Origin of the sequence: Streptomyces mexicanus (genome assembly GCF_902506575.1) — a bacterium.
Classification (GTDB): domain Bacteria; phylum Actinomycetota; class Actinomycetes; order Streptomycetales; family Streptomycetaceae; genus Streptomyces; species Streptomyces mexicanus.
In genome coordinates this window covers 4,815,801-4,842,514 of the sequence record NZ_LR732544.1, presented here as the reverse complement: position 1 = coordinate 4,842,514, position 26,714 = coordinate 4,815,801, and the positions used below count along the sequence as shown (strand labels likewise).

The 26,714-nt window shown below is 71.8% G+C and carries 26 protein-coding genes; 14 read left to right on the top strand and 12 right to left on the bottom strand.

All coding sequences use genetic code 11. From position 1 onward, the window contains the following. The first annotated feature begins 17 nt into the window (after nucleotides 1-17). Entirely contained in the window at nucleotides 18-770 is a 753-nt protein-coding gene (locus GV126_RS21795) for an amino acid ABC transporter ATP-binding protein (protein WP_159673967.1), read from the top strand. Between the two features lie 75 nt (nucleotides 771-845). Here GV126_RS21795 and GV126_RS21790 read toward each other — a convergent pair whose 3' ends face one another. Then, nucleotides 846-1,619, bottom strand: coding sequence for a class I SAM-dependent methyltransferase (locus tag GV126_RS21790; protein WP_159669453.1), 774 nt, complete (start codon nucleotides 1,617-1,619; stop codon nucleotides 846-848). 100 nt (nucleotides 1,620-1,719) lie between these two features. Between GV126_RS21790 and GV126_RS21785 the strand changes: the two genes are divergently transcribed. Further along, entirely contained in the window at nucleotides 1,720-2,370 is a 651-nt protein-coding gene (locus tag GV126_RS21785; protein WP_159669450.1) for a CGNR zinc finger domain-containing protein, read from the top strand. Here GV126_RS21785 and sodX read toward each other — a convergent pair. After that, entirely contained in the window at nucleotides 2,253-2,687 is a 435-nt protein-coding gene (gene sodX, locus GV126_RS21780; RefSeq protein WP_159673965.1) for a nickel-type superoxide dismutase maturation protease, read from the bottom strand. The genes GV126_RS21785 and sodX overlap by 118 nt on opposite strands. A gap of 145 nt (nucleotides 2,688-2,832) precedes the next feature. On the opposite strand from sodX, the gene sodN reads away from it, so the two are divergent. Then, nucleotides 2,833-3,228, top strand: a complete 396-nt coding sequence (sodN, locus tag GV126_RS21775) for a superoxide dismutase, Ni (RefSeq protein WP_014674929.1) — start codon at nucleotides 2,833-2,835, stop codon at nucleotides 3,226-3,228. A gap of 384 nt (nucleotides 3,229-3,612) precedes the next feature. On the opposite strand, the gene GV126_RS21770 is transcribed toward sodN, so the two are convergent. Both GV126_RS21770 and GV126_RS21765 read right to left on the bottom strand, forming a co-directional pair. Next, nucleotides 3,613-4,782 carry a family 2 encapsulin nanocompartment cargo protein polyprenyl transferase gene (locus GV126_RS21770; protein WP_159669447.1) on the bottom strand — a complete coding sequence of 390 codons (1,170 nt, stop codon included), beginning with the start codon at nucleotides 4,780-4,782 and terminating at the stop codon, nucleotides 3,613-3,615. A gap of 118 nt (nucleotides 4,783-4,900) precedes the next feature. Then, nucleotides 4,901-6,307, bottom strand: coding sequence for a family 2B encapsulin nanocompartment shell protein (locus GV126_RS21765; protein ID WP_159669444.1), 1,407 nt, complete (start codon nucleotides 6,305-6,307; stop codon nucleotides 4,901-4,903). 199 nt (nucleotides 6,308-6,506) lie between these two features. Here GV126_RS21765 and GV126_RS21760 point away from each other — a divergent pair, with 199 nt between their 5' ends. After that, complete coding sequence (locus tag GV126_RS21760; RefSeq protein ID WP_236570063.1) at nucleotides 6,507-7,424, top strand: 1-aminocyclopropane-1-carboxylate deaminase/D-cysteine desulfhydrase; 918 nt, start codon at nucleotides 6,507-6,509, stop codon at nucleotides 7,422-7,424. Nucleotides 7,425-7,539: 115 nt separating this feature from the next. On the opposite strand, the gene GV126_RS21755 is transcribed toward GV126_RS21760, so the two are convergent. Next, nucleotides 7,540-9,132, bottom strand: a complete 1,593-nt coding sequence (locus tag GV126_RS21755) for a Na+/H+ antiporter (protein ID WP_159669439.1) — start codon at nucleotides 9,130-9,132, stop codon at nucleotides 7,540-7,542. A gap of 78 nt (nucleotides 9,133-9,210) precedes the next feature. Here GV126_RS21755 and GV126_RS21750 point away from each other — a divergent pair, with 78 nt between their 5' ends. The 3 genes from GV126_RS21750 to GV126_RS21740 all read left to right on the top strand — a co-directional run bounded on the left by GV126_RS21750 (nucleotide 9,211) and on the right by GV126_RS21740 (nucleotide 11,455). Continuing rightward, the gene (locus tag GV126_RS21750) at nucleotides 9,211-9,471 is read left to right on the top strand and encodes a UBP-type zinc finger domain-containing protein (RefSeq protein WP_159669437.1); all 261 of its coding nucleotides are present in this window, start codon (nucleotides 9,211-9,213) and stop codon (nucleotides 9,469-9,471) included. A gap of 248 nt (nucleotides 9,472-9,719) precedes the next feature. Continuing rightward, nucleotides 9,720-10,136, top strand: a complete 417-nt coding sequence (locus GV126_RS21745) for an ATP-binding protein (protein WP_159673963.1) — start codon at nucleotides 9,720-9,722, stop codon at nucleotides 10,134-10,136. 17 nt (nucleotides 10,137-10,153) lie between these two features. Continuing rightward, nucleotides 10,154-11,455, top strand: coding sequence for an RNA polymerase sigma factor SigF (locus GV126_RS21740; RefSeq protein WP_419796074.1), 1,302 nt, complete (start codon nucleotides 10,154-10,156; stop codon nucleotides 11,453-11,455). A 65-nt stretch (nucleotides 11,456-11,520) separates the two neighbouring features. On the opposite strand, the gene GV126_RS21735 is transcribed toward GV126_RS21740, so the two are convergent. Next, the gene (locus GV126_RS21735; RefSeq protein WP_159669436.1) at nucleotides 11,521-11,979 is read right to left on the bottom strand and encodes a hypothetical protein; all 459 of its coding nucleotides are present in this window, start codon (nucleotides 11,977-11,979) and stop codon (nucleotides 11,521-11,523) included. 117 nt (nucleotides 11,980-12,096) lie between these two features. On the opposite strand from GV126_RS21735, the gene GV126_RS21730 reads away from it, so the two are divergent. Then, complete coding sequence (locus GV126_RS21730) at nucleotides 12,097-13,065, top strand: diacylglycerol/lipid kinase family protein (RefSeq protein WP_159669434.1); 969 nt, start codon at nucleotides 12,097-12,099, stop codon at nucleotides 13,063-13,065. Between the two features lie 319 nt (nucleotides 13,066-13,384). Then, nucleotides 13,385-13,642, top strand: coding sequence for a WhiB family transcriptional regulator (locus GV126_RS21725; protein WP_003992873.1), 258 nt, complete (start codon nucleotides 13,385-13,387; stop codon nucleotides 13,640-13,642). A gap of 242 nt (nucleotides 13,643-13,884) precedes the next feature. Here GV126_RS21725 and GV126_RS21720 read toward each other — a convergent pair whose 3' ends face one another. After that, complete coding sequence (locus tag GV126_RS21720) at nucleotides 13,885-15,351, bottom strand: PAS domain-containing sensor histidine kinase (protein WP_185948036.1); 1,467 nt, start codon at nucleotides 15,349-15,351, stop codon at nucleotides 13,885-13,887. 517 nt (nucleotides 15,352-15,868) lie between these two features. Beyond that, nucleotides 15,869-16,531 carry a TetR/AcrR family transcriptional regulator gene (locus tag GV126_RS21715; RefSeq protein ID WP_159669430.1) on the bottom strand — a complete coding sequence of 221 codons (663 nt, stop codon included), beginning with the start codon at nucleotides 16,529-16,531 and terminating at the stop codon, nucleotides 15,869-15,871. Between the two features lie 93 nt (nucleotides 16,532-16,624). On the opposite strand from GV126_RS21715, the gene GV126_RS21710 reads away from it, so the two are divergent. Further along, a complete protein-coding gene (locus GV126_RS21710) occupies nucleotides 16,625-17,407 on the top strand; it encodes an SDR family oxidoreductase (RefSeq protein WP_159669428.1) in 783 nt (260 codons plus the stop codon). 169 nt (nucleotides 17,408-17,576) lie between these two features. After that, a complete protein-coding gene (nagB, locus tag GV126_RS21705) occupies nucleotides 17,577-18,362 on the top strand; it encodes a glucosamine-6-phosphate deaminase (protein WP_159669426.1) in 786 nt (261 codons plus the stop codon). A 256-nt stretch (nucleotides 18,363-18,618) separates the two neighbouring features. On the opposite strand, the gene GV126_RS21700 is transcribed toward nagB, so the two are convergent. The 4 genes from GV126_RS21700 to GV126_RS21685 all read right to left on the bottom strand — a co-directional run bounded on the left by GV126_RS21700 (nucleotide 18,619) and on the right by GV126_RS21685 (nucleotide 23,408). Continuing rightward, nucleotides 18,619-20,127 (bottom strand): glycoside hydrolase family 3 protein, encoded by a 1,509-nt coding sequence (locus tag GV126_RS21700; protein ID WP_159669424.1) that lies wholly within the window; start codon nucleotides 20,125-20,127, stop codon nucleotides 18,619-18,621. Between the two features lie 9 nt (nucleotides 20,128-20,136). Then, a complete protein-coding gene (locus GV126_RS21695) occupies nucleotides 20,137-21,021 on the bottom strand; it encodes a carbohydrate ABC transporter permease (RefSeq protein ID WP_236570062.1) in 885 nt (294 codons plus the stop codon). A gap of 5 nt (nucleotides 21,022-21,026) precedes the next feature. Beyond that, on the bottom strand, nucleotides 21,027-22,013 hold the full coding sequence (locus GV126_RS21690; RefSeq protein ID WP_159669421.1) for a carbohydrate ABC transporter permease: 987 nt from the start codon (nucleotides 22,011-22,013) through the stop codon (nucleotides 21,027-21,029). 111 nt (nucleotides 22,014-22,124) lie between these two features. Further along, nucleotides 22,125-23,408, bottom strand: a complete 1,284-nt coding sequence (locus tag GV126_RS21685) for an extracellular solute-binding protein (protein ID WP_159669418.1) — start codon at nucleotides 23,406-23,408, stop codon at nucleotides 22,125-22,127. Between the two features lie 464 nt (nucleotides 23,409-23,872). Here GV126_RS21685 and GV126_RS21680 point away from each other — a divergent pair, with 464 nt between their 5' ends. From GV126_RS21680 to mctP, 3 genes are all read left to right on the top strand, one after another. After that, on the top strand, nucleotides 23,873-24,637 hold the full coding sequence (locus tag GV126_RS21680; RefSeq protein WP_028420368.1) for a GntR family transcriptional regulator: 765 nt from the start codon (nucleotides 23,873-23,875) through the stop codon (nucleotides 24,635-24,637). 184 nt (nucleotides 24,638-24,821) lie between these two features. Beyond that, nucleotides 24,822-25,103: a DUF3311 domain-containing protein gene (locus GV126_RS21675; RefSeq protein WP_185947995.1), complete on the top strand. Its 282-nt coding sequence runs from the start codon at nucleotides 24,822-24,824 to the stop codon at nucleotides 25,101-25,103. After that, complete coding sequence (gene mctP, locus GV126_RS21670; protein ID WP_159669412.1) at nucleotides 25,100-26,710, top strand: monocarboxylate uptake permease MctP; 1,611 nt, start codon at nucleotides 25,100-25,102, stop codon at nucleotides 26,708-26,710. Before GV126_RS21675 ends, mctP begins: the two co-directional genes overlap by 4 nt. The last annotated feature ends 4 nt before the right edge of the window (nucleotides 26,711-26,714 follow it).

Below are 26,714 nucleotides of genomic sequence, written 5' to 3'. Positions count from 1 at the left end.
GCCGCACCGACGTGCCGATGGTCAAGGCCGAGGGCGTGCACAAGTCCTTCGGCCAGGTCGAGGTCCTCAAGGGCATCGACTTGGAGGTCAGGCCGGGCGAGGTGTTCTGCCTCATCGGTCCCTCCGGCTCCGGCAAGTCGACCTTCCTGCGCTGCATCAACCACCTGGAGAAGATCAACGCCGGCCGGCTGTACGTCGACGGCGAGCTGGTCGGCTACCGCCAGCAGGGCGACAAGCTCTACGAGCTGCGCGACCGCGAGGTCGCCATGAAGCGCCGGGACATCGGCATGGTCTTCCAGCGCTTCAACCTCTTCCCGCACATGACGGCCGTGGAGAACGTCATGGAGGCGCCGGTCCAGGTCAAGGGCGCCCGGCGGGCCGACGCGCACCACCGCGCGATGAGCCTGCTGGAGCGCGTGGGCCTGGCCGACCGGGCCGGGCACTACCCCTCGCAGCTGTCCGGCGGGCAGCAGCAGCGCGTGGCCATCGCCCGGGCGCTGGCCATGGACCCCAAGCTCATGCTGTTCGACGAGCCGACCTCGGCGCTCGACCCCGAGCTGGTCGGCGACGTCCTGGACGTCATGCGGGACCTGGCCGAGTCCGGCATGACGATGGTCGTGGTCACCCATGAGATGGGCTTCGCCCGCGAGGTCGGCGACAGCCTGGTGTTCATGGACGAGGGCGTGGTGGTCGAGTCCGGCCGTCCGCGGGACGTGCTGACCAACCCGCAGCACGAGCGGACGCAGTCGTTCCTGTCGAAGGTGCTGTAGCCGACCCGCCCGATCGAGCGGCGCGAAGGGGCGGTACGGACTTCCCGTACCGCCCCTTTCCGTGTCCCGGTGCCCCTACTTCAGCGCCAGCAGCAGCGTGTCGGACGGCGAGCACCACACCGGCCGGGCCTCCGCGAAGCCCTTCTCCCGCAGGACGCCCGCGTGCCAGGCGGCGGAGGGCGTGTCGCCGTCGGCGTGCTCGCCGTAGATCTCGAAGCGGCAGGCCGTGGGCTCGGCCAGCACCGGGTCCTTCGCGGCCAGCTGCCACCACTCGGCCCAGTCCAGGGCGCCGTCCTTCTTGGCCCGCTCCATCCGCGCGTGCCGCTGGGCGCGCTCGGCCGCGTTGATCCGGGGGGTGGTCTCGTCGATCATGTGGTCGGCGTTCATGAAGACACCGCCGTCCCGGACGAGGTCCGCGATCTGCCCGTAGAGGGCGGCGAGGGGTTCGCGGTGCAGCCAGTGCAGGGCCGTGGCGGTCAGCACGGCGTCGTAGGAGTCGTACGGCAGCTTCGCCGTCCAGTCGGGGTCCTTCAGGTCGGCGGTGACGAAGGCGACCCGCTCGTCGCCCTCGAAGGTGCCGCGCGCGATGGCGAGGAGCGCCGGGTCGAGGTCGACTCCGGTGCTCGTGGCCTCGGGGAACCGGCTCAGCAGGCGGGCGGTGATGCTGCCGGTGCCGCAGGCCAGGTCCAGGACGCGCGGCGCGGTGCCGACCAGCGCCTCCACCATGTCCAGCATGATCCGGAAGCGGTCCTCGCGGTCGGGCATGTACCACTCCTGCTGCCGGTCCCAGCTGTTCTGCCAGGCCCGCCAGTCCGCTCCGGCGGTGGTGCCCGCGCTCGTGTCCGTCATCGTTCCCCTCCTGGACGCCTACGGCGTAATACCCTGAAAGCACGACCGGCCGTTACAAGACCGCGCTCGCCACCTTAAGGCGAATGGGTAAGGACTACAAGTGGAACTGGCCTATTACTCGGATTATGCCGTGCGGCTCGTCAACAGCGAGGAACCCGCGCGGGGCAAGGACACCCTGACGTCGGTGGAGGCCGTGCGGGAGCTGTTCGGCGTCAACGCCTCGGCGGCACGCCGCGCCACCGAGGCCGACGTGACCCGCTTCCGTTCGGTGCGCAGCCGGCTGCGGGCCGTCTTCGAGGCGGCCGACCAGGGCGACGAGACCCTGGCGGTGGCGCTGCTGAACTCGCTGCTGCTGGAGTTCCCGGTCAGCCCGCAGATCTCCGGGCACGACCAGCGCGACGAGGACGGCCGCCCGCTGTGGCACATGCACCTGGCCGACCATCCGTCCAACGCCACCTCCGGGTACGCCGCGATCGCCGCGATGGGCCTGGCGTTCCACCTCACCGAGTACGGCGTGGACCGCCTCGGCCTGTGCCAGGCGGCTCCGTGCCGCAACGCCTACCTGGACACCTCCACCAACCGCTCGCGCCGCTACTGCTCCGACCGCTGTGCCACCCGCGCCAACGTCGCCGCCTACCGGGCCCGCAAACGCCTGGAGGCCGACCGGTCGGACAGCACGGGCCGGGCCGCCGACAGCGCCCAGCGCACCAGCGCCAGCGGGGAACGCCGAGCCGAGGTGCGCGGCCGGTAACGGAACCACACCTTCCCGAGCACCAGCTCCTCCGGCACGGTCCCGTAGTCGGTGCTGTCGCCCCCCGCGTACGCGTTGTCGCCCAGCACCCACCAGCCGCCCTCGCGCCGCTCGGCCGCACGCTTGACGACCAGCAGGTCCTGCTGGAAGGGATGGCGCAGGACGACCACGTCACCCGGCCGGATCCGGGCCCCGTACTGCACCACGAGCCGGTCCCCGTGGTACAGCGTGGGCACCATGGACGGCCCGGTCACCTCCGCCAGGCCGAAGGGCAGTACGGCAGCCCTGCGCTCGGTCTCCTGCGACAGCTCCGGCATCGCCGGCACCTCCCCGGTCCGTTCCTCCACCAGTCTCAGTCTGACCCTGGACTTTTGTCCTAAGCCCTAGGGGGCACTCGCGAAAACACGCCTTGCAGGGAGTAATGTCCCACCTGAGAAGACGATCACGAGGAAGGAATGCTCCATGCTTTCCCGCCTGTTTGCCCCCAAGGTCAAGGTCAGCGCCCACTGCGACCTGCCCTGCGGCGTGTACGACCCGGCCCAGGCCCGCATCGAGGCGGAGTCGGTGAAGGCCGTCCAGGAGAAGATGGCCGGCAACGACGACCCGCACTTCCAGGCCCGCGCCACGGTCATCAAGGAGCAGCGCGCCGAGCTGGCCAAGCACCACGTGTCGGTCCTGTGGAGCGACTACTTCAAGGCTCCGCACTTCGAGAAGTACCCGGAGCTGCACCAGCTGGTCAACGACACCCTGAAGGCGCTCTCCGCCGCCAAGGCCTCCACCGACCCGGCCACGGGCCAGAAGGCGCTGGACTACATCGCCCAGATCGACAAGATCTTCTGGGAGACCAAGAAGGCCTGACGGGGCGTCACTCCGCCTTGACCTGCAATTCCTTTGCGTTGCAGCGTCTTTCCACCGCACCCGGCCGCTCCCGGGCGCCGCATCCGGCGCTTCGGGAGGGGGCCGGGTGCGGTCGTTCGTGCCCGGGGCCGCCCGCTACGTACCGGTGCCTGCGCCGGGCCGGTGGCAGCGGCGCCCGCTGCCACCGGCCCGGCGCACAGGTGAGGCGGGTCCCGCCCCCCGTGGGGCAGCGCGGAACCCGCCGACGACCACCCTGCCCGCCGGACCGGAGACCGGAGCACCCGGCGGCCGTACGGGGTCAGGAACCGTACGGCCGTGGCGGGTGCTCCGGGGTCTTGGCCGTGCCGGACCGCTGCGCGCGGGCCTGCCCAGCCGGTGCGGCGCTCAGCTGGTGCGGCGGGTCACGAACTCCGCCAGGGCGGGCAGGCCGCCCGCGGCCGCGGGGTCCGGGACCGCGCGGGCCAGGTCGTGGACGGCCCGCGCCATCCGGTCGGCCGCCTCGGACTGGGCCCAGTCCCGGCCCCCGGCGCGCTCCACCACCAGCGCCGTGCTCTCCTCCTCGCCCTCACGGTGCGGCCGGGCGTAGATCTCCGCGAGTTCGGTGGCCTCGGGTGTGCCCGAGGTCAGCGCGGCGACGACCGGCAGGGACTTCTTGCGGGCCGCGAGGTCCGCTCCGCAGGGTTTGCCGGTGCGGGCGGGGTCGCCCCATATGCCGATCACGTCGTCGATGAGCTGGAACGCGAGCCCCGCCTGCCGGCCGAACGCGTCCAGCGCCTCCACCTCCTCCTCGCCCGCCCCCGCGTACAGCGCGCCGACCGCACAGGCGCACCCGAGCAGCGCGCCCGTCTTGGCCTCGGCCATGGCGAGCACTTCGGTGAGCGTGACGTCCCGGGGGTCGCGCCGCTCCAGGGCCGTGTCGGCGTGCTGGCCGGCGCACAGCTCGACGACGCAGGCCGCGAGCCGGGCGGCGGCCGCCGGGGACGCCGGGTGCCGGTCCTCGGCGAGCAGGCGCAGGGCCAGCGCCTGCAGGGCGTCCCCGGCGAGGATGGCGTCGGCGTCGCCGAACACCGTCCACGCAGTGGGGCGGTGCCGGCGGGTGGTGTCGCGGTCCATCACGTCGTCGTGCAGCAACGTGAAGTTGTGCACCAGCTCCACCGCGGCGGCGGCCCGTGCCGCGTCCGCCCGCGCCGGGGCCCCGCCCAGTGCGGTGGCCGCGGCGAGCACCAGTGCCGGGCGGATCGCCTTGCCCGCGGGGCCGGCCGTCGGTGTGCCGTCGGCCTGCTCCCACCCGAAGTGGTAGCGCGCGATGCGGCGCATCGAGTCCGGCAACGAGGCGACGGCTGCCCGCAGTTCGGGATCCACCTCCGCCCGGGCACCCTCCAGGATCACCGCGGCGTCGTGCCCGTCGGCCGCACCTCCCGGACCGTCGGCGGCACGGTCCGCGGGCTGCCGGGGGAACGGCTCGGCGGGGGCCGCCGCGTGGGGCGGTGGGCCGCCCACGGCGGGCTGCGCGCCGGCTGGGCACCGTGTCGTCTCCGTCATGAACTCGGCCATCCGCTCCCCCTCGGAGAATCCGCGAACCAGGGCGCCCGGCCGGCCGGGGCCGGGCGGGCACCCCGGGGATCTACCCGGCCCGGCCCGTGCGGACACCGCGGTCCGGTCGCGGCCGGTGTCAGCGCCAACGGCCGACCTCGATGTTCTCCAGGACCCCGAGCGCGTCCGGCACCAGCACCGCCGCCGAGAAGTACGCGGTCACCAGGTACTTGATGATCGCCTGCTCGTTGATGCCCATGAACCGCACCGACAGGCTCGGCTCGATCTCGTCCGGGATGCCCTTGGCGCGCAGCCCGATGACGCCCTGGTCCTCCTCGCCGGTACGCATGGCGATGATCGAGCTGGTGCGGGCCTCGGTCACCGGGATCTTGTTGCACGGGAAGATCGGCACTCCGCGCCACGTGGGGATGCGGTTGCCGCCGATGTCGATGGTCTCGGGGACCAGGCCCCTCTTGTTCAGCTCGCGGCCGAACGCGGCGATCGCGCGCGGGTGGGCGAGGAACAGCTTGGTGCCCCGGCGGCGGCTGAGCAGCTCGTCCATGTCGTCGGGGCTGGGCACCCCGTCGTGCGGCTGGATGCGCTGGTCGTACTCGCAGTTGTGCAGCAGGCCGAACTCGGGGTTGTTGACGAGTTCGTGCTCCTGGCGTTCCTTCAGCGCCTCGACGGTCAGGCGGAGCTGCTGCTCCGTCTGGTTCATCGGCTGGTTGTAGAGGTCGGCCACGCGCGTGTGGATGCGCAGGACGGTCTGGGCGATGCTCAGTTCGTACTCGCGGGGCCTGGCCTCGTAGTCGACGAACGTGTGCGGGATGTCCGGCTCGCCGCTGTGACCCGCGGCGAGTTCGACTTCCTTCTCGCCGTACTTGTTGGTGCGCTGCCCCGGGATGGAGCGCAGCCGCCGCAGGTGCTCGCGCAGCGAGTCGGCGCGCTCGGCGACCTGCTGGAAGTCGTGCCGGGACAGGACGAGGACGGTGCACGCGGTGTCCGCGCGGACCGTGTACTCCCAGATGGCGTCCGGGTCGAGCAGGGCCTGCTCGCCGAAGTGCGCGCCGTCGGCCAGGACGCCGAGGACCTGGTCGTCGCCGTAGGGGCCGGTGCCGACCTTCTCGACCCTGCCGTGCGCCAGCAGGTAGACCTCCTCGGCCTGGTTGCCGAAGGAGGCGATCACCTGGCCGGCGCCGATCTCGCGCTGCCGGCAGCGCTGGGCGAGTTCGGAGAGCACCTCGTCGTCCTCGTACCCTCGCAGGGCGGGCAGTTCGCCGAGTTCGGCGGGGATCACCTCGACACGGTCGCCGGTCTTCACGAACGTGATCCGGCCGTCGCCGACGGCGTAGGTGAGTCGCCGGTTCACCCGGTACGTGCCGCCCTGGATGTCGACCCACGGCAGCATGCGCAGCAGCCAGCGGGAGCTGATCTCCTGCATCTGGGGTACGGACTTGGTGGTGGTGGCCAGGTTCCGCGCGGCCGCCGTGCCGAGGCTCTGCTGCGGCCGGCCCTGCTCCGAACGGACCTCTTCGCCTACCGACATAGAGAATTGCCCTCCCGCTCATGCCCGGCACGATCGGCGCCGGCATCGATTTGCGGGTGCCACACTTCCATCACCCACCGTGCTCGTGCTATTACACGAAAGAGCGGGAATGGATCAGCTCGCGGCGGGGCAGACATCAGGGTCCCGCCCGGGCGGACCGCCGGGCGCGGGACACCGCGGCCCCGGACACAATGGCCAGGTGAGCAGCTCCACCGTCCCCGACCTCGCCGCGCTCGGCCCCCGGCTCCCCTCCCCCGTGCAGGAGGTGGCCGACGACCGCTTCGCCCGGCGCGGTCTGCGTCTGCTGCTCAAGCGGGACGACCTGATCCATCCCGAGCTGAGCGGCAACAAGTGGCGCAAGCTCGTCCCGAACCTGCGGGCGGCGGCGGGCCGCCGGATCGTCACGTTCGGCGGCGCCTACTCCAACCACCTGCGGGCCACCGCGGCAGCCGGCCGCCTGCTCGGTGTGGAGACCATCGGCGTGGTCCGCGGCCAGGAGCTGGCCGACCGCCCCCTGAACCCCTCCCTGGCCCGCTGCGCGGCCGACGGGATGCGGCTGCACTTCGTGGACCGCTCGACGTACCGCCGCAAGGCCGAGCCGGACACCCTGGCGGCCGTGCTGCGCGCGGTGGGGGCCGAGGACGCCCACGTCGTGCCCGAGGGCGGCAGCAACGCCCTCGCCGTCCACGGCTGCCGGGCGCTCGGCGCGGAACTGGGCGAGTGTGCGGACGTCGTGGCCGTCGCCTGCGGCACCGGCGGGACCCTCGCCGGGCTGGCCGCCGGGCTGCCCGAGGGCCGCCGCGCACTGGGGATATCCGTCCTCAAGGGCGGCTTCCTGACCGCCGCGACACAGGCCCTGCAGGAGCAGGCTTTCGGTGCCCGCCGCGGCACCTGGTCGCTGGACGACCGCTTCCACTGCGGCGGCTACGCCCGCACCACCCCCGAACTGGACGCGTTCGCCGAGGACTTCGCCGACCGCCACGGCGTGCCCGTCGAGCGCCTCTACGTCGCCAAGCTGCTGTACGCCCTGGTCGCCCTGGCCGACGAGGGCGCCTTCCCGCGCGGGACGACGATCGCCGCGGTCGTCACGGGCCGCCCGTTCCCGGAACACACCTGAGCCGCGCGGTGGCCGAGCCCTGCGGTCCTCGGGGCGGCCCGCCGGGCCACGCGCGCCTCTGCCGGCACCGGACCGGCAGGCCCCGCCCGTGCCGCTCAGGCGCCCCCCGTGCCCCTCAGGCGGCCTCCCGGTAGGCGGCCGCTTCCTCCAGGTCCAGCCGGCGCAGCAGGGTGCGCAGCATCTCGTCGTCGATGTAGCGGCCGTCCCGCAGGCGCACGAAGACGGCGCGCTCGGCGCTGATCATGTCCCGTGACAGGCGGCGGTAGGTGTCGTCCACCGACTCGCCGGTGACCGGGTTGGTCTGCCCCAGGCGCTCCCAGACGGCGTTGCGGCGGCGCTCCAGGACCGCGCGGAGCCGGTCGGCCAGCGGCGGGGGCAGCGCGGTGCGCCCGTCGGCGAGGGGTTCCTCCAGGGGCCGTTCGGCGGCCGGGGAGGCCTGCGCCTGGGCGTTGGCCTCGGCGAGCGTGGCGGCCCGCGGGTCGCGGCCGGGGAACTTCAGGAAGCGGATCAGCGGCGGCAGGGTCAGCCCCTGCACCACCAGGGTGCCGATGACCGTGGTGAAGGTCAGGAACAGGATCATGTTGCGCTGCGGGAACGGCGCCCCGCCGTGCACCGTCAGCGGGATCGAGAAGGCGATCGCCAGCGACACCACGCCCCGCATCCCGGCCCACGCGGTCACCATCGCGCCCCGCCAGGTGGGGTTCTCCTCCCGCTCCCGGACCCGGCGCAGGAGCCGGGGCACGAACGCCGACGGGTACACCCACACGAACCGCACCGCCACGACCACCAGGAAGACGACGATCGCGTACCAGGCGGCATCGGTGCCCCGGTAGGCGCCCAGCCCCCGCAGCACCACCGGCAGCTGCAGGCCGATCAGCGCGAACACCGCCGACTCCAGGACGAAGGCGACCATCTTCCACACCGCCTCCTCCTGGAGCCGGGTGGCGAAGTCGACCTCCCAGGCGCGGTGCCCGAGGTAGAGGGCGACCGTGACGACCGCGAGCACCCCGGAGGCGTGCAGCTGCTCGGCGACGCCGTAGGCGACGAACGGGATCAGCAGCGAGAGCGTGTTCTGCAGCAGCGCCTCCTTCAGGTGGGTGCGCAGCCAGTGCAGCGGTGCCATCAGCACCAGGCCGACGCCCACCCCGCCGAACGCGGCGACGAGGAACTCCTGCACTCCCCCGGCCCAGGTCGCGCCCTCGCCGACGGCCGCGGCCAGCGCGACCTTGTAGGCGGTGATCGCGGTGGCGTCGTTGAGCAGCGACTCGCCCTGCAGGATCGTGGTGATCCGCGAGGGCAGCCCCACCCGGCGGGCCACCGCCGTCGCCGCGACCGCGTCCGGCGGCGCCACCACGGCGCCCAGCACCAGCGCCGCCGTCAGGGGCAGTCCCGGCACGATCAGGTAGGCGGCCCAGCCGACCGCGAAGGTCGCGAACAGCACGTACCCGACCGACAGCAGCGCCACGGGTCGCAGTTGCGCGCGCAGGTCCAGGTAGGAGCTGTCCACGGCCGAGGTGTACAGCAGCGGGGGCAGCAGCAGCGGCAGCACCACGTGCGGGTCGAGCGTGTAGTCGGGGACCCCGGGGAGGTAGGCGACCGCCAGGCCGACGGCCACCAGCAGCAGCGGCGCCGGCACCGGGGTGCGCCGGGCCGCCCCGGCCACCGCGGCGCTGCCCGCCACCAGCAACAGCAGCGGCATCACGTCCATCGTCCTCGCCCACCCATCGTCGCTCTCCACCCCGCTCGACCACGCACCGAGCCGTGCGCGCGTCGTAACCTGGCAATCATGAAACAGTGCACGCACGCCGGCACGCTGCCGCACCCGGAACCCGATCCGCGCAGCGAGACGTGCCTGCAGTGCCTGGCCGACGGCACGCATCCGGTGCAACTGCGGCTGTGTCTGACCTGTGGCAAGGTGGGGTGCTGCGACTCCTCCCCGGGGCGGCACGCGACCCGGCACCACGAGGAGACCGGACACCCGGTGATGCGGAGCTTCGAGCCCGGCGAGGACTGGCGCTGGTGCTTCGTGGACCACGTCCTGGTGTGAGCCCGCACCGGGACGGTTCGACCCGCTGACGTCCGGGTACGTCAACCCGGCACGCGCTGTTCCCATTTGGGCCCGCCGAACCTCTAGCCACGGAGCGTATCCGTGTGTTTACCATGAGTGACAGAGCAGGGTTGGGGTCCCGGGACAGGAATGCCGGGAGCGCGGTAGCGTCACCGCTGAACCACGCATCGCGTGACCCGGGGGGTGACCCTCGGCCCCGAGAAGCTTGTACCACCTTGGAGGTGAGGGTGTCCCAGATCGACGGCGAACCCGCGGCGAACCAGGACTTCGTGGAAGTCCGGCTGCCGGCTGCGGGTGCCTACCTGTCGGTGCTGCGGACGGCCACGGCCGGCCTCGCGGCCCGTTTGGACTTCACCCTCGACGAGATCGAGGACCTGCGCATCGCGGTCGACGAGGCCTGCGCGATCCTGCTGCAGCAGGCCGTGCCCGGCTCGGTGCTCAGTTGTGTCTTCCGACTGGTCGACGACTCGCTCGAGGTCACCGTCTCGGCTCCGACCACGGACGGTCACGCCCCCTCGCGGGACACCTTCGCATGGACCGTCCTGTCCGCCCTCGCGGGCAAGGTCTCCTCCGCCGTGGACGAGGACAAGACCGTGTCGATCAGCCTCTACAAACAGCGCGGCGCCGGACCCGGTCCGGCGTGAGGAACGGGGACGGGCCGGTGCGGGACGAAGAACACGGCACACGGGAACTGCCGACGGAGGGCGCCATCCCGCCCTGTGCGGACGGGGCCGGGAGCCGGGGCCAGGACGGCCCGACCGGTCCGGGCGACCCCAGGGGCAGGGGTGACACGGCCCGCCGCGGTGGCACGGCGAACCGCGCCGGTGCCGCCGCCGCGGCGGGACAGGCAGGCACGACAGGGCAGGCCGGTCCCGGCGGGCCGGGCGGGGACGGCAGGCCGCCGCACCCTGCGGGCGGCATCGAGGGCATCCCCGAACAGGCCAGGCCGCACCCGGACGACGACCCGCTGAAGCTCGCTCTTCCGGGCGAGACACGGCAGGGACGCGACACCGTGCGGGGCACGCCGGCACCGGCGCGCGGCGGCGTCCGCGCCGGCCATGGGGGACCTCCCCCTCCGGACGGGCCCGGCACGGGGGAGGAGGCGAGGGCTCGGGGAAGGGCGACGGGCGGGACGATGAGCGAGCACGAGCGACACTCCGAGGACGCCGCGCAGAGCGTCCCGAGCGTGCCCGGTACGCGGCACGACTCCCATGACCGCAGTGGCGCACGCGCGCTGTTCGTCCGGCTGCGCACCCTCGACCAGGGCAGCGAGGAGTACGCCGAGCTGCGCAACCAGCTGGTCCGCATGCACCTGCCGCTCGTCGAGCACCTTGCGCGCCGCTTCCGCAACCGCGGGGAGCCGCTGGACGACCTCACCCAGGTGGCCACCATCGGGCTGATCAAGTCCGTGGACCGCTTCGACCCCGATCGCGGTGTGGAGTTCTCCACGTACGCGACGCCGACGGTGGTCGGCGAGATCAAACGGCACTTCCGGGACAAGGGCTGGGCGGTGCGGGTGCCGCGCCGGCTGCAGGAGCTGCGCCTGTCGCTCACCACGGCGACGGCCGAGCTGTCCCAGCTGCACGGCCGCTCCCCCACGGTGCACGAGTTGGCCGAGAAGCTGTCGATTTCCGAGGAGGAGGTCCTGGAGGGCCTGGAGTCGGCCAACGCCTACTCCACGCTGTCCCTGGACGTCCCGGACACGGACGACGAGTCCCCGGCGGTCGCCGACACCCTGGGCGCGGAGGACGAGGCGCTGGAGGGCGTCGAGTACCGCGAGTCGCTCAAGCCGCTGCTGGAGGACCTTCCGCCGCGTGAGAAGCGCATCCTGCTGCTGCGGTTCTTCGGCAACATGACCCAGTCCCAGATCGCGCAGGAGGTCGGCATCTCGCAGATGCACGTCTCCCGTCTGCTCGCCCGCACCCTCGCCCAGCTGCGGGAGAAACTGCTGGTGGAGGAGTAGGGCGGCACCGAAGACCCGCCGTGCGGGCGCACCGGAGGGCCTGCGGAGCGTGCCGGCCAGAGCGGCTAGCGCTGCTCGCCCTCCCGGGCGCGGCCCGGGCCCTTGATGCCCAGCGCCCGGGTCGTGGCCGGGTTGACCAGGAGGACCAGGGCAGCCACCGCCACGGCCGTGAGCGCGATGCCCGCCGGGACGGCCGCGCCGTCGGCGTGCAGCAGGCTGTAGGCCACGGGCAGCGCCATGATCTGGGTGATCACCGCCGGGCCGCGGCTCCAGCCGCGCCGCAGCAGCAGCCCCCGCGCGGCCAGCAGCGGCAGCAGCGCGAGCAGCAGCACGGTGATCCCGCCGGTGACGGCCTGCTGCCGGTCGCCACCGTCACCGGTGACACCGAGGACGAGCATCCACAGGCCGCCGACGAGCAGCGCGAGCGCCTCCAGCGCGCACAGCGCCGCCGCGTACGTCAGCCGCCGCGGCCGCACTCCGGTGGCGTCCGTGGTCTCGGGGGTGGGGTTCTGCTCACTGCTCACCCCATGAAGGGTAGCCCTCGCGCCGCGGCGTTCCGTGTCCAGGCTCACGGCCGCCGCTCTTACCGGATCCCTACCTCGCCCTGGGCTCGGTACTGCCCGGTAGGTACGCTGCACCTCATGCGTGCACTTCTCGTGGTCAATCCGGCGGCAACCACCACAAGCGCACGTACGCGCGATGTCCTGATCCACGCGCTGGCCAGTGAGATGAAGCTGGAGGCGGTCACCACCGAGTACCGGGGCCACGCCCGCGACCTGGCCCGGCAGGCCGCGGACGGCCGGGACGTGGACCTGGTGGTGGCGCTCGGCGGCGACGGCACGGTCAACGAGGTGGTCAACGGCCTGCTGCACCGGGGCCCGGACCCCGAGCGCCTGCCCCGCCTGGCGGTGGTGCCGGGCGGCTCCACCAATGTCTTCGCCCGCGCGCTGGGGCTGCCCAACGACGCCGTGGAGGCCACCGGCGCGATCCTGGACGCCCTGCGCGAGGGCAGCGAGCGCACGGTCGGACTGGGCCTGGCCTCCGGTACGCCCGGCAGCGCCGACGCCGCGGTCCCCGAGCGCTGGTTCACCTTCAACGCCGGGCTCGGCTTCGACGCGGGCGTGGTCGGCCGGGTGGAGCAGCAGCGCGAGCGCGGCAAGAAGTCCACGCACGCCCTGTACGTGCGGCAGGTGGTCCGCCAGTTCCTCGGCGAGCCCAGCCGGCGGCGCGGCTCGATCGCGCTGGAGCGGCCCGGCGAGGACCCGGTCACGGATCTGGTGGTGGCGATAGTGTCGAACACCTCACCGTGGACCTATCTGGGCAATCGCCCCATGTACACCTCACCCAAGGCCTCCTTCGACACCGGGCTCGACGTGCTGGGTCTCAGCCGGCTGTCCACGGCCGCGGTTGCCCGGTATGGCACCCAGTTGCTCACTTCGTCCCCGGAGCGCGGCCCCCAGGGCAGACACGCCGTCTCACTGCACGACCTGAGCACGTTCACCTTGCATTCGAAGGTGCCGCTGCCGCTTCAGATGGACGGCGACCACCTGGGACTGCGTACGAGCGTGACGTTCACAGGCGTACGCCGTGCACTGCGTGTGATTGTGTGAGTGGAAGGGGCAAAAGTCCTTTCACTCGAACGTTTAGGCCAGGATCCACCCCATGGAAGTACGGCTGTGACCTAGTCGACACCGAGGAATCAAAAAAAACTTCCCGGAAGGGGTTGTATCCGCCGCCGAGGTTTGCGAGTCTCTACGTGGCGATCAGGACGGCGCCCTCATCGGGCCCCGGAGATCGCCGGAACCCCTCTTCAATCCACAGGACCACGCCAGGGCAACCTGACGGTAGGCCCTTCACTTGTTGAGGGATTCGTGAAAGCGTTCACATTCACAAGCAACGAGCACGTAACACCAAGGAGAGGTAGCAGCCATGGACTGGCGTCACAACGCCGTTTGCCGCGAGGAAGACCCCGAGCTCTTCTTCCCCATCGGCAACACCGGTCCTGCGCTGCTGCAGATCGAGGAAGCCAAGGCCGTCTGCCGTCGCTGCCCGGTTATCGAGCAGTGCCTGCAGTGGGCGCTCGAGTCCGGCCAGGACTCCGGCGTCTGGGGTGGTCTCAGCGAGGACGAGCGCCGCGCGATGAAGCGCCGCGCCGCCCGCAACCGGGCCCGTCAGGCCTCCGCCTGACCACGGCCACCCCGCTGACAGCCTGAGCTTGGCGGCGCGTACAGCGAGTACGCATCTCCCGCCCCCGAGCCGCAGCGCGCAGTACCCCCGATGCTCCCCCGAGCTCTTCCAGCAGGGGGTACCCCCACCCAGGTGGGCAGCACGAGCGACTAGCCCCGGACCATCGAGGTCCGGGGCTCTTTGCTGTGTGCGCCCGGCCGGCACACCGCCGGGCCGCCCGATGAACGGGCGGATCCCGTGGACTACTTGTGCGTGGGCACCGGAAGATCGAGGATCACCCGGGTGCCCCGCTCGGGAGCGGGAACCATGTCGAACGTCCCGCCCAGCTCGCCCTCGACCAGGGTGCGCACGATCTGCAGGCCGAGATTGCCGGAGCGGTGCGGGTCGAAGTCCTCGGGCAGGCCCACGCCGTCGTCCTGGACGGTGACCAGCAGCCGCGCCTCGCGCGAGGTGCCGCCGCGGATCGCGGAGACCTCGACCGTGCCGGTGTCGCCCTGCCGGAAGCCGTGCTCCAGGGCGTTCTGCAGGATCTCGGTCAGGACCATCGACAGAGGGGTGGCCACCTCGGCCTCCAGGATCCCGAACCGGCCGGTGCGCCGGCCGGTCACCTTGCCCGGTGAGATCTCGGCGACCATCGCCAGCACCCGGTCGGCGATCTCGTCGAACTCCACGCGCTCGTCCAGGTTCTGGGACAGCGTCTCATGGACGATCGCGATGGACCCCACCCGGCGCACCGCCTCCTCCAGGGCCTCCCGGCCGCGCTGGGAGTCGATGCGCCGGGCCTGCAGGCGCAGCAGGGCGGCGACCGTCTGGAGATTGTTCTTGACCCGGTGGTGGATCTCCCGGATCGTCGCGTCCTTGGTGATCAACTCGCGCTCGCGGCGGCGCAGTTCGGTGACGTCCCGCAGCAGCACCAGGGAACCGATGCGGGTGCCCTTGGGTTTGAGCGGGATGGCCCGGAACTGGATCACCCCGTCGCTGGCCTCGATCTCGAACTCGCGCGGCGCCCAGCCGCTGGCCAGCTTCACCAGCGCCTCGTCCACGGGGACGCGGGACGGGGCGAGTTCGGCCGTGGCCTCACCGAGGTGCTGGCCGACGAGGTCGGCGGCCAGACCGAGGCGGTGGTAGGCGGACAGCGCGTTCGGCGAGGCGTACTGGACGATGCCGTCCGCGTCCAGCCGGATCAGGCCGTCGCCGACGCGCGGGGACGCGTCCATGTCGACCTGCTGGTCCGGGAACGGGAAGGAGCCGGCGGCGATCATCTGCGCCAGGTCGGAGGCGCTCTGCAGATACGTCAGCTCCAGCCGGCTCGGGGTGCGCACGGTCAGCAGGTTGGTGTTGCGCGCGATGACACCGAGGACCCGGCCCTCGCGCCGCACCGGGATGGACTCGACGCGGACCGGGACCTCCTCGCGCCACTCCGGGTCGCCCTCCCGTACGATCCGCCCCTCGTCGAGCGCGGCGTCCAGCATCGGGCGGCGGCCGCGCGGGACGAGGTGGCCGACCATGTCGTCCTGGTAGGAGGTCGGGCCGGTGTTGGGCCGCATCTGGGCGACGGAGACGTAGCGGGTGCCGTCCCGGGTGGGCACCCACAGCACCAGGTCGGCGAAGGACAGGTCGGAGAGCAGCTGCCACTCCGAGACCAGCAGATGGAGCCACTCGAGGTCGGAGTCGTCGAGCGCGGTGTGCTGGCGTACGAGTTCGTTCATGGAGGGCACGTCTGTGAGCGTACCTGCACGTTTGTACGGTGCTGAAATGTACGCGTGCCCGGCCCGGCCGCGCGCGGGGCGCCGGGCCTCACGGGCCCTTGAGACACCCGCGGGCCGCGGCGCCTGGGAGGGACCCTCAACCCTCCCGGCACCGCAGCCCGGAGCATCATCGGCCGTGGGGTGTGCGGTCCCGGTCGGCCGAAGGTGAGGAGCCGGGCAGTCAGGGCAGAGAGCACCGGTTCCTCGGTCCGTCCTCCTGTGCGGGGGAGGACGGATGCTGTGCGTGCGCGTCGTGCGCGGACGGGCCGCGCGGTCGGCTGTCGGAGGCTTCCCCGTCAGGGGCTTCCCCTCGATTCTGGACTAGACCAGTCGGACCTGTCCATGAGCGGGAAGGTCTTCGTCGCGGTTTTTCCACCGGCCGTCCGCGCCGGTGCGGGGCTGCCCCCGCGAACCGTCCCGGACCGGCCGGCCGCTCCGCGTCCCGGCCCGCATCATGCAGCAGCCTAGCCCGCCCGGCTCAGCCGCGGGGCCAGACGGCCATGGAGATCTCCGCCAGCGCCTGCAGTTCCTCCCGGCCGGCGCCGTCGCGCGCCTGCTGCGACATGCCCTGGATCAGGGCGCCGACATACCGCGCGAGCGCCCCGGCGTCGGTGTCCGCGGGCAGCTCCCCGGAGGCGATGTCCGCTCTTATGCGGCGCTCGAAGGCGGCGATGTTGGCGTTGCGCCGCTCCCGGAGCAGCTCCTCGACCTCGGGAGTCGTGCAGTTGGTGGCGGCGTGGACGACCAGGCAGCCGTGGGGGTGGCCCGGCGCGGTGTAGGTGACGGCGGCCTCCCGCAGGATCCGCTCGACGGCGGCCCGGGCGGTGGGCTCCTCGGCCAGGGCCCGGTCCCCGAACGAGCCGTAGCGCTCGCCGTACTCGCGCACCACCTCGGCGAACAGCGACTGCTTGTCGCCGAAGGCCGCGTAGAGACTGGGGGCTCCGATGCCCATGACCCGGGTGAGGTCGGAGACCGAGGTGGCCTCGTAGCCGTGCTCCCAGAAGGCCATCAGGGCCTTCTCCAGCGCGGTGGCCCGGTCGAACGACCGGGGGCGGCCACGGCGCCGCACTCTCCCGGACTCACCCGCCGCACCCGCTTCGCCTGCCGCGACCTGCTCGTCCGTCTCCTGCTCGGCCACCATGGGGTGATTTTATAGCGGGCACTAGAGAAATGACAGCGGACCGGTGTACGGTTTTTTTGTAGCGACCGCTAGGAAAATACGTGGGGGTTGGACATGCACGCACACACGAGCACGGCCGACAGCGGCAAGCCGCTCGCCGGCAGGACCGCCCTGGTCACCGGGGCGAGCCGGGGCATCGGGCGGGGCATCGCCGAGCGACTGGCCCGCGACGGGGCACGGGTGGCCGTGCACTACGGCCGCAACGAGGCGGCGGCGAAGGGGGTGGTCGCGGCGATCGAGGCGGCCGGCGGCTCGGCGTTCGCGATCGGTGTCGAACTGGGGCTCCCCGGGGACGCCGAGGCGCTGTGGGAGCAGTTCGACCGGCACGCGGACGGGCTGGACATCCTGGTGAACAACGCGGGGATCGGTACGGCCCCGCCCCTGGAGGAGATCACCGAGGAGGAGTACGACCGGGTCTTCGCGGTCAATGTGAAGGCGCCGTTCTTCCTCGTCCGGCAGGGGCTGGGGCGGCTGCGCGACGGCGGGCGGGTCATCAACGTCTCCTCCGGCCTGGCCCGCACCGCCGTCATGCCGGACAAGGTGGCCTACGCCATGACCAAGGGGGCACTCGACGTCTTCACCCGCGACCTGTCCAAGACGCTGGGGCCGCGCGGCATCACGGTCAACTCGGTGGCGCCGGGGATCATCGAGACCGACAACACCGCCGGGTGGCTGCACGGCACACCGGACGGCTGGGACACGGCGGCGTCGATATCGGCGCTCGGCCGGGTGGGCACGCCGGCCGACGTGGCGGACGTGGTGGCGTTCCTCGCCTCGGACGCGGGGCGCTGGGTGACGGGCAGCTGGGTGGACGCCACGGGAGGCTCGCTGACGTAGGGATTCACCGCCGCGCAGGCGCCGAGCATGGGCGCTCTCGCGGGGCCGGCGGAGGGTGTCGTACCGAGGTGGCGCGAGGGGCCGTTCTGCTAGATTGGTCTAAACCACATGGCCCCTCGTTACCGGGTCCAGTCCTCATCTCGGCTCTCCTCAGATCGGCAGGCCCAAGGTGGAAGTTGTCATCGTTCCGGACGCCAGGGCGGGCGGCGAACTCATCGCCGAGGCCATGGCGCAGCTGCTGCGACGCAAGCCCGACGCCCTCCTGGGCGTCGCCACGGGTTCCACCCCGCTGCCCGTCTACGAGGCACTGGCGGCCAAGGTGCGCTCCGGTGCCGTGGACACCTCGCGGGCCCGGATCGCCCAGCTCGACGAGTACGTGGGGCTGCCCCCGGACCACCCCGAGTCCTACCGCTCGGTGCTGCGGCGCGAGGTGCTCGAACCGCTCGGGATCGGGATGGAGGCGTTCCTCGGCCCGGACGGCACCGCCGAGGACGTGCAGGCAGCGTGCGAGGCGTACGACAGGGCGCTGGCCGAGGCCGGCGGGGTCGATCTGCAGCTGCTCGGGATCGGCACCGACGGGCACATCGGGTTCAACGAGCCGTGTTCCTCGCTCGCCTCGCGGACGCGCATCAAGACGCTGACCGAGCAGACCCGGGTGGACAACGCGCGCTTCTTCGACGGCGACGTCGACCAGGTGCCGCACCACGTCATCACCCAGGGCATCGGCACGATCCTGGAGGCCCGGCACCTGGTGCTGCTCGCCACGGGCGAGGGGAAGGCCGACGCGGTGGCCGCGAGTGTGGAGGGGCCGGTGGCCTCCTTCTGCCCCGCCTCCGCGCTGCAGCTCCACCCGCACGCCACGGTCGTCGTCGACGAGCCGGCCGCCTCGAAGCTGAAGCTCGCCGACTACTTCCGCCACACCTACGCCCACAAGCCGCAGTGGCAGGGACTGTAGCCCCCGCCTGCCCACGCCGAAGGCGCCGGCCGCCCCGGAAGGGGTGACCGGCGCCTTGCCGTCCGGGCCACGGCCACGCCCGACGCGGGCGCGCGGGCCGCGGCCATGCCCGACGCCGGCGCGCGGGCCACGGCCGTGCCGGGCGTCGGGCGCCCGCGGGGCGGGCACGCCCGGCTGTGGGCGCGTGCCCGGTGTGGGCCTCGGTTCACGCCGGACCGGCCCTCAGCCGGGCGCTCGCGCGGTGGGGTCGCCGGGGCTACGGCTCCGCGACGGCCTCCGTTGCCGCGATGGCCTCCGCCGCCGCCCGGCCGCAGACGCGGGCCGCGCCGTGGGTGGCGAGGTGAAGGGCGCCGCGGGGCGGTGCCTGCGGGAGGCCCATCTCGACGACGACCGTGTCGGGACGGGCCGCGAGCAGGGTGTCCAGGGCCGCCGCCATCCAGGGGTGGCGGTGCTCGTCGCGGACGACGGCCACCACACGGCGCTCGCCGGCCGCCGCCAGGGCCGCACGGCCCGCGTCCTCGCCGGTGAAGCTGCCGGTCGCGGTGCCGGGCAGCAGGCGGGCCAGTTCCGCGGCCACGCCCCAGGGCGTCTCCACGCCGACCGCGATGTTGGCGACCGGGGTGAAGACGGCGACGTAGGGCGGTGCGGTGAGCGGGGTGAAGGTGTCGGAGACGGTGGCCCGCAGGGCGCGGCGGGCGGCGCGCAGCCCGACCTCGGGGTCGGCGGGGGCGGCGTCCGGGCCGGTCCGCGCGGCGCCGGCGGTCCAGCGGGCGAGGGCGCGCACCCGCTGCGCGGCGTCCGCGAGGCGTTCCTCGGGCAGTTCGCCGGAGCGGACCGCCGCGACCAGGGCGTCGCGCAGGCCGCGGATCGTCTCGTCGTCGGCGAGGCCGCCGCCCACGCAGATCGCGTCGGCGCCGGCGGCGATGGCGAGCACGCTGCCGCGCCGGATGCCGTAGGTGTCGGCGATGGCCCGCATCTCCATGCCGTCGGTGACGATCAGGCCCTCGTAGCCCAGTTCGCCGCGCAGCAGGTCCGTCAGCACCGGGCGGGACAGGGTGCCCGGCCGGTCCGGGTCCAGGGCGGGCACGAGGATGTGGGCGCTCATCACCGCCTTGGTGCCGGCGGCGATCGCCGCGCGGAAGGGGGCGAGTTCGCGGGCCCGCACCGCCTCGGCGTCCACGTCGATGCGGGGCAGGGCGTGGTGGGAGTCGACCGCGGTGTCGCCGTGCCCGGGGAAGTGCTTGGTGCAGGCGGCCACGCCCGCGGACTGCAGGCCGGTGACGTAGGCGGCGGTGTGGCGGGCGACCAGGTCGGTGGCGGCGCCGAAGGAGCGGACGCCGATGACCGGGTTGTCCGGGTTGGAGTTGATGTCGGCGGAGGGGGCCCAGTTGAAGTTCACCCCGCACTCGGCCAGGCGGCGGCCCAGTTCGCGGGCCACGGCCCGGGTCAGCTCCACGTCGTCCACGGCGCCGAGCGCGTGGTTGCCGGGGAAGCTGGACCCGGTGCGCACCTCCAGGCGCGTGACGTCGCCGCCCTCCTCGTCGATGGCGACCAGCACGTCCTCGCGTTCGGCGCGCAGTTGGGCGGTCAGGGCGGCGAGCTGTTCGGGCGAGGCGATGTTACGGCCGAACAGGCCCACGGAGGCCAGGCCCTCCCCCAGCCGCCGCAGCAGCCAGGTGGGGGCGCTGGTGCCGGTGAAGCCGGGCTGGAGGACCGTCAGCGCGTCCCGTGTCAGGGTGTCGGTGCCCCGGGCGAATGTGGTCATCGGGTGGTGTCATCCCTTCACGGCGCCCGCGGTCAGACCCGCGGCCATCTTGCGCTGGACGAGCAGGAAGAGCACGACGATCGGCACGGCCATCATCGTGGCGCCGGCCATCATGGGGGCGTACTCGGTGCCGTGCTTGGTGGTGAAGTTGCCGAGCCAGACGGTGGCGGTCTGATGCTCCTGGCTCATCAGCATCAGGGCGTACAGGTACTCGTTCCAGGCCTGGATGAAGCCGTACACGGAGGTGGCGACCATGCCGGGGGCGAGCAGCGGGAGGACGACGCGCAGGAAGGCGCCCGTGCGGGAGCAGCCGTCGACCATGGCCGCCTCCTCCAGTTCCCGGGGGATGTTGACGATGAAGCCGCGCAGCGTCCACACCGTGAAGGGGAGGATGAAGGTCAGGTAGGTGACGATGAGGCCGGTGAGCTTGTCGTACTGGCCGAGGTCGTTCAGCAGCAGGAAGACCGGGATGATCATGGCGACCAGCGGGACCATCTGCACCGCCAGGATGCCCACGATCACGATCTTGCGGCCGCGGAAGGCGAACCGGGAGATGGCGAGCGCGGCCAGCATGCCGACCACCATGCCGATCACCACCACCGACAGCGACACCACGAGGCTGCGTCCGACCGGGCCCCAGAAGTCGGCGATGTCGAGCGCCCGTTTGAAGTTGGCGAGCGTCAGGCCGGTCGGCAGCAGGCTCGGGTCCGGGTCGATGGCGTCCTTGGCCGGCTTGAACGCGGTGTCGAGCATCCAGTACAGGGGGAAGCCCAGGACGAGGAAGACCACCAGGCCGAGCAGGTTCCAGCCCAGCTTCGGCGTCCGGCGGCGCCCCGGAGCGACGGCCGTGCCGCCCACGCCGCTCGGGCCGCCCACGCTGCTCGTACTGCTCATCCCGCTCACTCGACGTCCCCGATCTTCAGCATCTGGCGCATGTACACGGCGACCACGCCCAGCAGCAGCACCACGGTGAGCAGGGCGATCGCCGAGCCCTGGGCGTAGTCGTTGACCTGGAAGGCACGGTCGTAGGAGTAGGTGTTGAGGACCTGGAACTCCGCCTCGGGGTGACCGCCGCGCATGACGAACACCTGCGGGAAGACGCCCATGTCCCAGATCACCGACAGGGTCGTGAGCATCACGATGATCGGCTTGAGGATCGGCAGGGTGACGTAGCGGAAGACGCCCCAGGCGCCGGCGCCGTCCAGCCGCGCCGCCTCCTCCAGCTCCTTGGGCACCTGGGTCAGGCCGGCGCCGAGCGTGATGACGACGAACGGCACGGCGCCCCACACCACCAGCAGCATGATGACGGCGAGGCCCTGGGGGCCGCTGGCGAACCAGTTGTGGCCGATCATGTGGACGCCGGGCAGCTTGCTCAGCAGCGCGTTGAGGATGCCGTAGTCGGAGTCGAAGAGCCACTTGAAGACGGTGGTGGCCACGATGACCGGCATGCCCCAGCTGGCCACCAGCACGATGTTGACGAGGGTCTTCATCCAAGGGGACACCCGCTGCAGCAGCAGCGCGACCGCCATGCCGAGGACCATGGTCAGCAAGACCGCGCCGGCGGCGAAGACGAGCGTGCGCAGCACCACCGCCCAGAACTCGCCGTCGCCGAGCACCGCGCGGAAGTTGGCGAAGCCGACCCACGTCGCCCCTTGGAACCCCCACAGTTGGGGCTGGCCGAACTTCTGGAACGACAAGGTGACCAGCCGCACCAGCGGATAGGCCATGACCAGGGCCAGGACCAGCAGGCAGGGCGCGAGCAGCAGCCAGGGCGTCGCGGCGCCACCCGAGCCGCGCGGTCTGCGGGGCCGGTCCCAGGCGGCCGGTGGCGGCGCCTGCCGCGGTGGCGGCACCTTGGCAGGGGTGGTCGTGTCTGCGGCACTCATCGCGCGCTCCTCAGCGGTCCCTCACGGTCCAACGAGAGGTCGTACGGGCCGGGCAGGGGCGCGTACGACGGCCGGCAGGGCCCCGCGCGGCGGCGGGACCCTGCGCCCGGGTCACTTGGTGTTGATCACCTTGTCGATCGCGGCGTCCGCCTCCTTGGCGGCCGCCTCGACCGACTTCTTGCCGGTGCCGATGCTCTGCAGCATGGTCTGCAGCACCTGGGCCTTCTCGACCTGGCCCCAGCCCGGGGCCATCGGGACGAACCAGTTGGACTCGGCCGCGGTGGCCGGGACCGCGGTCTTCGGGTCGTTCTTCAGCGTCGCGAGGTCGGTCTTGTTGTTGGGCAGGTTGCCCTTGGCCATCAGGCCCTTCTGGCCGGACGGACCGGTGAAGGCGTTGATCCACTCGGCGGCGAGGGCCTGCGCCTTGGACTTCACGGGGATGGCGAGGTCCGAGCCGCCGAGGAAGACCGGCATGTTCTTGCCGGACGGGCCGGGCATCACGAAGTTCTCGATCTTGTCGGCGAGCTTGCCGACCTTGTCGTTCTTCGGATCGGCGGCGGTCGCGCCCTCCCAGGCGGCGGCGAAGATCATGCCGGACTTGCCCTGGCCGTAGACGATCGGCCGGTCGGCCTCGTCCTTGGTCTTGTCCCCGTGCATGTACGTGTCGAGGACCGCCTTGTAGGCGTTCAGGCCCTTGAGGGACTCCGGCGAGGACAGGTTGGCCTTCCACTGGCCGCCCTCCTCCTTGGCGATGGACCCACCGGCGTCGTAGACGAAGGACATGGCCGCGTACCAGTCGCGGCTGGGCTGGTACCAGGCGCTGAACTTGTCGCCCTTCTTCTTCTGCACCTTGTCCAGGTCGGCGGTCAGCTCCTGGTAGGTCTTCGGCGTCGACTTCACACCGGCCTCGGCGAAGACGTCCTTGCGCCAGTTGGCGACGCGGCCGCCCGCGTAGTAGGGGACGCCGTAGGTCTTGCCCTCGTAGGTCACGGACGCCTTCAGGCCGTCCAGCCAGGCCGAGGAGCCCGTGAACTTCGCCGCGTCCACCGGGGCGAAGGCGCCCTTGACCATGTAACCGAGCATCTCGGTGTTGCCCATCTCGACCACGTCGGGGGCCTTGTCGGTGGCGAGGACGGCGTCGAGCTTGGCGTTCTTGTCGGGCCAGCCGTAGTACTCGTGCTTGATCTTCAGCCCCGGGTGCTTCTTGGTCACCGCGTCGTCGGCGGCCTTGACCAGCTCGGGCCAGTTGTTCTGGGCGTCCACGGTGAGCCAGACGGTCAGTTCCTTGGCGTCCGCGCCCTTGCCCGAGCCCCCGCCCTTGTCGTCGCTCCCGCACGCCGCGATGGAGACCATCATGCCCGCGATACCGATCGCGGCAACCAGCTTGCGCTTCACGCCACCCTCCTCAGGGATGCCACAAACCCCCCTGCCTCCCCGCGGCTGGCGACGGTCGAGCGTCGGCGCACACCGCCCATGGGGCCGGGACTGGACCAATGGTGTAGACCAGTACGGGGGAGCTTGGCCCAGACCAATAGGGCTGTCAAGGGTGCGCCGACCCGCTCAGGTGGTCCGTTACGCGACCGCGATATGCAGGGACCTTTCATTGCTCATCCGGTCAAACGGGCGCCCGCGCCGCACCGGACCACTCGCGGCCATCTCCCCTGCCGTGCCCGCCGGTTCGCGTGGGACCGCGCCCACACGACGGCTGCTGGACTAGACCAGCAGGGGTCACGACGGTATACAGAGGAGATCACGGAGCGTGCGGGTGAGGACCCGGCACAGCGAGCCGTGCCACGATGTGAGCCGTGGCCGATGGGATGTCGTCGGTCGCTTCGGCACTGGAGCCGGGAAGGCAGAGCATGAGCACCGACGTCAGCAGTGCGGAGAACGAGGGTGGGGCGAGTGTCCGTACCGCGCGCGTGCCCAAGTACTACCGCCTGAAGAAGCACCTGCTCGACATGACCCGGACGCAGGCGCCCGGGACGCCCGTCCCGCCCGAGCGGACGCTGGCGGCCGAGTTCGACACCTCGCGCACCACGGTGCGCCAGGCGCTGCAGGAGCTGGTGGTCGAGGGCCGGCTGGAGCGCATCCAGGGCAAGGGCACCTTCGTCGCCAAGCCGAAGGTCTCCCAGGCGCTGCAGTTGACCTCCTACACCGAGGACATGCGCGCCCAGGGCCTGGAGCCCACCTCGCAGCTGCTCGACATCGGCTACATCACCGCCGACGACCGCCTCGCGGGCCTGCTCGACATCACCGCCGGCGGCCGGGTGCTGCGCATCGAGCGGCTGCGCATGGCCAACGGCGAGCCCATGGCCATCGAGACCACCCACCTGTCGGCCAAGCGCTTCCCGGCGCTGCGCCGCAGCCTGGCGAAGTACACCTCGCTCTACACCGCCCTCGCCGAGGTCTACGACGTCCACCTCGCCGAGGCCGAGGAGACCATCGAGACCTCGCTGGCCACCCCGCGCGAGGCGGGCCTGCTCGGCACCGACGTGGGCCTGCCGATGCTGCTGCTCTCCCGGCACTCGCTGGACCGCACCGGCCGGCCGGTGGAGTGGGTGCGCTCGGTCTACCGCGGCGACCGCTACAAGTTCGTCGCCCGCCTCAAGCGGCCGGTGGACTGACGCCGGGCGGCCCGTGGCCGAGCGAGCGACGTCGAACACATGGGCGAACCCGAACCGTTATCCGCTCGGGTAACCGATATACGGACAAGGGGTTCCGTTCCCTCGGCACGTGACCTAGATTGCCTGCGCATTACACAGGTGATCAGGAACGATCACGGTGCTCAGCGAGGGGACGGAGCCACACATGTCAGATGCCCCAGAAGTCGGCAGAGGGGTGGTGACACCCGTGCGGGTGGTCATCGGCCTCTGTCTCGTCGCGCCGTTCGTGGCGATGCTGTGGGTCGGGTCGTACGCCAAGAGCGACCCCACGTTCATCGGCATCCCGTTCTTCTACTGGTACCAGATGCTCTGGGTGCTCATCTCCACGGCGCTGACGATGATCGCGTACCGGCTGTGGCAGCGTGACCAGCGCGCCCGCGCGTCCCGGGGGACCGGCGCGGCGGCGAAGGGCGGTGCGGCGAAGTGAAGGACGGCGTCAACGGCGTCGCGCTCGGCGTCTTCATCCTCTTCTTCCTGCTCGTCACCGTCATGGGCTTCCTGGCCGCCCGCTGGCGCAAGGCCGAGAACGAGCACAGCCTCGACGAATGGGGCCTGGGCGGCCGGTCGTTCGGCACCTGGATCACCTGGTTCCTGCTCGGCGGCGACCTGTACACGGCGTACACCTTCGTCGCGGTGCCCGCGGCGATCTACGCCACCGGCGCGGCCGGGTTCTTCGCGGTGCCGTACACGATCCTGGTCTACCCGCTGATCTTCACGTTCCTGCCGCGCCTGTGGTCGGTCTCGCACCGGCACGGGTACGTCACCACCTCGGACTTCGTGCGCGGCCGGTTCGGCTCCAAGGGCCTGTCGCTGGCCGTGGCGGTCACCGGCATCCTCGCCACCATGCCGTACATCGCGCTCCAACTCGTCGGCATCCAGGCGGTGCTGGACGTGATGGGCGTGGGCGGCGGCGAGAACACCAACTGGTTCGTGAAGGACCTGCCGCTGCTGATCGCCTTCGGCGTGCTGGCCGCGTACACCTACTCGTCCGGTCTGCGCGCCCCGGCACTGATCGCGTTCGTGAAGGATGCGCTCATCTACATCGTCATCGCGGTCGCGATCATCTACATCCCGATCAAGCTCGGCGGGTTCGACGACATCTTCGCCAAGGCGGGCGAGAAGTTCGCCAAGACGGGCGCGGGCGCCGTCACCCCGCCGCACGGCGCGCAGTGGACGTACGCGACGCTCGCGCTCGGCTCCGCGCTGGCGCTGTTCATGTACCCGCACTCCATCACCGCGACGCTGTCCTCGCGCAGCCGTGAGGTGATCCGCCGCAACACCACGATCCTGCCGCTGTACTCGCTGATGCTGGGCCTGCTGGCGCTGCTGGGCTTCATGGCGATCGCGGACGGGATCACCGTGAAGAACGGCCAGCTGGCCATCCCGCAGCTGTTCGAGAACATGTTCCCGGACTGGTTCTCCGGGGTCGCCTTCGCGGCCATCGGCATCGGCGCGCTGGTGCCCGCGGCCATCATGTCGATCGCGGCCGCGAACCTGTTCACCCGCAACATCTACAAGGACTTCATCAAGCCGGACGCCACGGCCGCGCAGGAGACCCGCGTCTCCAAGATCGTCTCGCTGCTGGTGAAGGTGGGCGCGCTGGTCTTCGTCCTGACCATGGACAAGACGGTCGCCATCAACTTCCAGCTGCTGGGCGGCATCTGGATCCTGCAGACCTTCCCGGCCCTGGTCGGCGGCCTGTTCACCCGCTGGTTCCACCGCTGGGCGCTGCTCGTCGGCTGGGCGGTCGGCATGGTCTACGGCACGGTCGCCGCCTACGGGGTGGCCTCGCCGACGCAGAAGCACTTCGGCGGCTCGGCCAAGGAGATCCCCGGCATCGGCGAGATCGGCTACATCGGCACGACGGCGTTCGTGCTGAACGTCGTCGTCGCCGTGATCCTCACCTTCGTCCTGCGGGCGGTCAAGGCGCCCGACGGCGTCGACGAGACCCGGCCCGAGGACTACACCAAGGACGCCGGCGACCCGGGCGTCCAGGTCGAACTGCCGCCGGCCACGGCGGGTTCCGCCCACTGAGCCC